The following is a 5435-nucleotide window of genomic DNA, read 5'->3' as shown; positions in this document are numbered from 1 at the left end:
ATGCCAATAACTGCTGCCGGCACTAACTGACCCAGTGCAACAGGTATGCCTGCAATAGAAGCACTGTGCACAATAATTGCTGCGATGGCTTCAATAAATATCGCACGAATGGTACAGATCTCTGCGATCTCCGTCCCGACTGTCTCGAGAATACGACCGCCTATCAATATCGCTCCAATGCCAAGGGTAAGCCCTCCGACTATGGCTCCTGTTCCTGGGTCCATGAATCCTGCTCCTACCAGAGGTCCAACTGCATTGGCCGCATTATTTGCACCTGCCGAATAGGCAACATAACAGCCGGATACTATCAGAAGCTTCTTAATAGTGCTTCTGATCTGTGCTTCCGATTCATGTTCGACAAGCCAGACAACAAGTCTGGGGTGAATATATTTCCCGGAAAGGTAAGCAAGTACAAATGCAATTATCGGGGTAGCTATCCACCATCCAACTATCTTTGATAGCAGTTGAATATCGAGTATCCCGTAGAATATGCCAATTCCTACGATCGCTCCTACAGCTGACTGGCTCGCAGATATCGGAACCTTCAGTACGTTTCCGATGAAAAGACTGATCGCAGCTGCACTTGTTGCAATAATAGCTGCTACAAGTGTGATCGTGTTGCCAGATACTATTCCTTCACCAAGCGTCCTGATAACATCCTCGCCGCTAAGTATTGCTCCAAGCAGGGAAAAAACAGCTATTAATATTACTGCCTGTCTTTTAGTACGGGCTCTTGCACCATAAGCTGCTCCCATAGCTGCTGCTGCATTGTTCCCGCCAATGTTGATCCCCATGAAGATCGCAGATGCTATTGCAGCCAGTGCTATGATCATTTATTAGTAGCTCCTTTCAATATTGTCACTTCAATTCATTTATATATGTTGATTTTCCATCTCACACTCGAAGTAACTATATAGCAAATGAATGTGAATTTGTTATATAGCAGTGGGCAATGGGGCTAAAATTACCACTAATAAGTGCAACTTTTGCCTTTTTATATACATATATATCTCAATCTGCGGAAGTTAGGGTGATAATACATGAGTGAAAAGACGATTAACTATGAACGTCTCAAAAGAGGCGGTTTTCTTCGACAGAAGCAAAAAGAAGACCTTTTCTCAATGCGACTTCGTGTTGTCGGGGGTCAGTTAACTTCTGACCAGCTTCGGGCACTTGCAGATGCTTCTGAGAAGTATGGCAAAGGTGAGGTTCACATAACTGCACGTCAGGGGCTTGAGATCTCTTATGTTCCCTTTGATGACACAGAGGATCTTCTTGATGAGCTTCAGGAAAGAGATGTCCATCAGGGCACCTGTGGTCCGAGAGTTCGTGGAGTTGTTGCCTGTCAGGGCAATCTCATCTGTCCACGTGGGCTGATCGACGCACAGGACATTGCAAAGAAGATCGATGAGAAGTACTTTGCCATGGAACTTCCCGGCAAGTTCAAATTCGCAGTTACTGGCTGTCCGGCATCATGTATGAAAGCACAGGAGAACGACCTTGGTGTAATGGGAGGGCTTGAGCCAAAATGGGTAGAGGATGATTGTACCTATTGTGGTCTCTGTCAAACAGGGTGTCCCGTAGATGCGATCAAGGTCGAGGATGAAGCTCTGTATTATGACAGGGACAAATGTATCCTGTGTGGCCAGTGTCTCTTGATATGCCCTACGGACGCATGGATCAGGTCAAAAGAAGGGTACACGATCTACGTTGGTGGCAAGGTTGGAAAACAGCCAAGACTTGCTGTCAAACTGACCGAACTCGTGGATGAGAATACCCTTTTCGGGATAATCGAGAGGTCAGTGGAGTTCTTCAAAAAGGAAGCATCTTCAGGCGAACGGTTCGGAGATACTATACGGCGTGTAGGCTTCGAAGAGTTCAAGGGCTTTGTGCTGGAATGAATTGAGTTTTCCAGATAAACAGTGTATAGCTGTTATCTGGACCTTATTTCGTTTGAGCTTTGATAATTATAATTTCAACAAATGATTTGATCAAAATGATCGGGAAATGGAACTATGCCAGAACCAAATCCGGAATTAATAAAAGAAATAAAACAGTTAGCTGAAGGCTACAAAGACAGTTCGCCCCAGGAAATTCTTGAATATGCTTTGAAGAGGTTTGACAATGGTATCTCTATTGCATTCAGTGGTGCTGAGGATGTCGTCCTTATTGATATGGCATCCAAGATCAAAGCAGATGTAAGTGTTTTCTCCCTTGATACCGGCCGTCTGCATCCTGAAACCTACAAATTCTTCGATGTGGTCCGGGACAAATACAACATCCCACTGGAGATCTTCTTTGCGAACAGGGAAAAGACCGAAGAATTGGTTCTCAATAAAGGTATGTTCTCATTCTATAAGGACGGACACGAAGAATGTTGTGGTGCCAGGAAAGTTGATCCATTAAGGCGTTCCCTTAGCACGAGGGCTGCATGGATCACCGGTCAGCGTAAGGATCAGAGCCCTAACACACGTGCATCTATCCCTGTGATAGAAGTTGATTCAGCGTTCGGTGATGGTACACTTGTGAAGTTCAATCCTCTGGCAAACTGGACCTCTAAGCAGGTATGGGATCACATAAGGGAAAACGATGTCCCGTACAATGAACTCCATGGGAAGGGATATGCCAGTATTGGCTGTGAACCATGTACCAGACCGGTTCTCCCAGGTCAGCATGAACGTGAAGGGCGCTGGTGGTGGGAAGAAGCAACCAAGAAGGAATGTGGACTTCATTCCGGAAATAAATTAGTGGAGGATCAAATATGACCATTAAGGAAGAATCTTATCGGCTTTCAAATTTAAAGACACTTGAAGCGGAAAGCATAAGCATTATCAGAGAAGTCGCTGCAGAATTTGAAAATCCAGTGATGTTGTATTCAGTAGGCAAGGACTCGTCGGTGATGGCCCATCTTGCGATCAAGGCCTTTTACCCGAAAAAAGTACCTTTCCCTTTATTGCATATTGATACCGGATACAAGTTTCCTGAAATGTACGCCTTCAGGGATTACTATACGAAAATGCACAATCTTGACCTGAAGGTTCACAGAAACGAGGAAGCCCTTAAGAAAGGGATAAGTCCCCTTTCGGTAGGAACGGTCAAATGTTGTGCCGAGCTTAAGACGAAAGCACTCCTTGACGCATTAAAGGAAGGCGGCTATGATGCAGCGTTTGGAGGCGCCCGGAGGGACGAAGAGAAATCAAGGGCAAAGGAAAGAATTTATTCATTCCGTGACAAGCATGGCCAGTGGAATCCGAAGGACCAGAAACCTGAGCTTTGGAACCTCTTTAATTCAAAGATAGATCCGGGCGAATCCATTAGGGTATTCCCTCTTTCAAACTGGACCGAACTTGATATCTGGACATATATTTACCATGAAAAAATTGAGATCGTTCCTCTTTATTTTGCAAAGAAAAGACCGGTTATTGAGAAGTATGGCCAGCTAATTCCGGTTTATACGGATGAACATGAGGAAGAGACCAAGGAAGTTATGTGCCGCTTCAGGACACTGGGGTGCCATTACTGTACGGGTGCAGTACGGTCAGAGGCAGATACTTTGCCGAAGATCATTGAGGAGATGATGGTTGCCCGCCATTCCGAGCGTATTACAAGAATAATCGATCAGGATCAGGATAGCTCCATGGAGCAAAAGAAGAAGGAGGGATACTTTTGAAGGGTTCTGACTCTTTAGTTGAACGAAATCAGAATATTGATCTATTGAGGTTTGCCACTGCAGGAAGTGTGGATGATGGTAAATCAACCCTTATTGGGAGATTATTATACGATTCAAAATCAATATTCGAGGATCAACTGGATTTAATTAAGACATTCTCGAAAACCCATAGGAACCAGGATATTGATTATTCCCTGGTAACTGATGGCCTTAAATCAGAAAGGGAGCAGGGAATTACAATTGATGTCGCATACAGGTTTTTTTCGACTCCAAAAAGGCGCTTTATTATTACCGATACCCCCGGGCATGAGCAATATACAAGAAATATGGCTACAGGTGCATCAAATGCATCGCTTGCCCTGATTCTTATTGATGCCAGGAACGGAGTTGTAACACAGACAAAACGGCACTCATTTATCTCATCTCTTCTTGGTATCCGGAACTTTGTAGTTGCAGTCAATAAAATGGATCTTGTTGATTATTCAGAAGAAGTGTTTGAAAATATTGTAAGCGAGTATAATGCTTTTTCTGATAAGTTATCAGATGAATCAATTTATTATATACCCATAAGTGCCCTCAAAGGTGACAATGTCATCGAACGAAGCGCCAATATGCCCTGGTTCCAGGGATCGCCACTGCTTGATTACCTGGAGAATGTAAATATATCCGGTGGTCGCAACCTGACTGATTTCCGGTTTCCCGTCCAGTATGTTAACTGGGGAGGCGACGATTTCAGGGGTTATTGTGGCACAATCTCTTCAGGCGTTATACACAAAGGAGAGAAGGTAAGAGTTCTCCCTTCGGGAAAAACGAGTGAAATTTCAAAAATCGTCACGTATGACGGGGACCTCGATTATGCTTTTGCTCCTATGGCAGTAACCCTTTGCCTTGAGGATGACATTGACATAAGCCGCGGTGATATGATCGCGAAGGTTGATGACCTTCCTGTAATTGCCGGAAGTCTGGAGGCGAATGTAGTATGGATGGATAGCGCTCCCATGGAAATAGGGAAGGATTATTTAATCAAGCATACTACCAGCACGGTTAAAGGAAATTTCTCAGAAGTACTTCATGAGTTTGATCCTGAAGACATCAGCATGAAACCTTCGGAGTTTTTGAGATTAAATGAGATCGGAAAAGTTAAGGTTGAGTTAAAGACCCCGATATTTGCCGATATTTATTCTGAGAACAAGATCACGGGTTCATTTATTGTAATTGATCCCCACACCAATCAGACGGCTGCTGCCGGCATGATCACGAAATACAATCAGGTATCTCCTGACAAAGCATGCAAAGCTGTAAAGACGAAGGTTATAAGATATCCAGGAGACAAAAGGGAAGAGGCACAGGCCAATTATGACCGCCTTTCCATGCAGGGTACACATTGTATCTACGTGGATGATGATCTGCTGCTTGAAACCCTTTGCAAGGGAATCCCGGTTGACAGTGAGCAATATTCCGACACAATTGAGGATCTGTGCAAGATTGTTACGAAATCAGGTGTGTCTGTGGTTTTGTGCTCTGATCATTTGAGCAGTTGAATTTATTGAGATGGGATACCTCTGCATTTGATAGATGGGTGCGGAGTTATTGCCTCTCTATTATGGGCACATTTCCTGCCTTCTGTTAAAGTTGGCAGGTCTTTCACCTTTTTTTTAAAAAAATAAAAAAAATTCAAAGTCTTAATTCTTCAACAAAACGAAGGTCGAAAATGTCCTTTTGCTCGAGCTTCTTTGAGATATATCCGAGTTCGTTCAACACATCT

Annotated in this window: 5 protein-coding genes; 4 read left to right on the top strand and 1 reads right to left on the bottom strand. The window is 43.9% G+C overall.

What is annotated here, in order from left to right:
- Window positions 1-833 (bottom strand): inorganic phosphate transporter (locus KDK67_RS13475; protein WP_250869378.1); only part of this gene is annotated, 833 nt, incomplete at its 3' end.
- 207 nt (window positions 834-1040) lie between these two features.
- Between KDK67_RS13475 and KDK67_RS13470 the strand changes: the two genes are divergently transcribed.
- The 4 genes from KDK67_RS13470 (at window position 1041) to cysN (ending at window position 5211) form a co-directional block, all read left to right on the top strand.
- Window positions 1041-1901 (top strand): 4Fe-4S binding protein, encoded by an 861-nt coding sequence (locus tag KDK67_RS13470; RefSeq protein WP_250869377.1) that lies wholly within the window; start codon window positions 1041-1043, stop codon window positions 1899-1901.
- A gap of 114 nt (window positions 1902-2015) precedes the next feature.
- Window positions 2016-2765 carry a phosphoadenylyl-sulfate reductase gene (locus KDK67_RS13465; RefSeq protein ID WP_250869376.1) on the top strand — a complete coding sequence of 250 codons (750 nt, stop codon included), beginning with the start codon at window positions 2016-2018 and terminating at the stop codon, window positions 2763-2765.
- Window positions 2762-3670 (top strand): sulfate adenylyltransferase subunit CysD, encoded by a 909-nt coding sequence (gene cysD, locus KDK67_RS13460; protein WP_250869375.1) that lies wholly within the window; start codon window positions 2762-2764, stop codon window positions 3668-3670. The genes KDK67_RS13465 and cysD overlap by 4 nt, the downstream gene beginning before the upstream one ends.
- Window positions 3667-5211, top strand: a complete 1545-nt coding sequence (gene cysN, locus KDK67_RS13455) for a sulfate adenylyltransferase subunit CysN (protein ID WP_250869374.1) — start codon at window positions 3667-3669, stop codon at window positions 5209-5211. Before cysD ends, cysN begins: the two co-directional genes overlap by 4 nt.
- The last annotated feature ends 224 nt before the right edge of the window (window positions 5212-5435 follow it).

This window comes from Methanococcoides seepicolus (assembly GCF_023684405.1).
GTDB classification, from domain to species: Archaea; Halobacteriota; Methanosarcinia; order Methanosarcinales; family Methanosarcinaceae; genus Methanococcoides; species Methanococcoides seepicolus.
This window is presented reverse-complemented; position numbering and strand designations above follow the sequence as displayed.

Bases quoted from the DNA above. Each gene is read 5' to 3' on its own strand.
- KDK67_RS13470 (WP_250869377.1), top strand. From the start codon at position 1,041: ATGAGTGAAAAGACGATTAACTATGAACGTCTCAAAAGAGGCGGTTTT.
- KDK67_RS13465 (WP_250869376.1), top strand. From the start codon at position 2,016: ATGCCAGAACCAAATCCGGAATTAATAAAAGAAATAAAACAGTTAGCT.
- cysD (WP_250869375.1), top strand. From the start codon at position 2,762: ATGACCATTAAGGAAGAATCTTATCGGCTTTCAAATTTAAAGACACTT.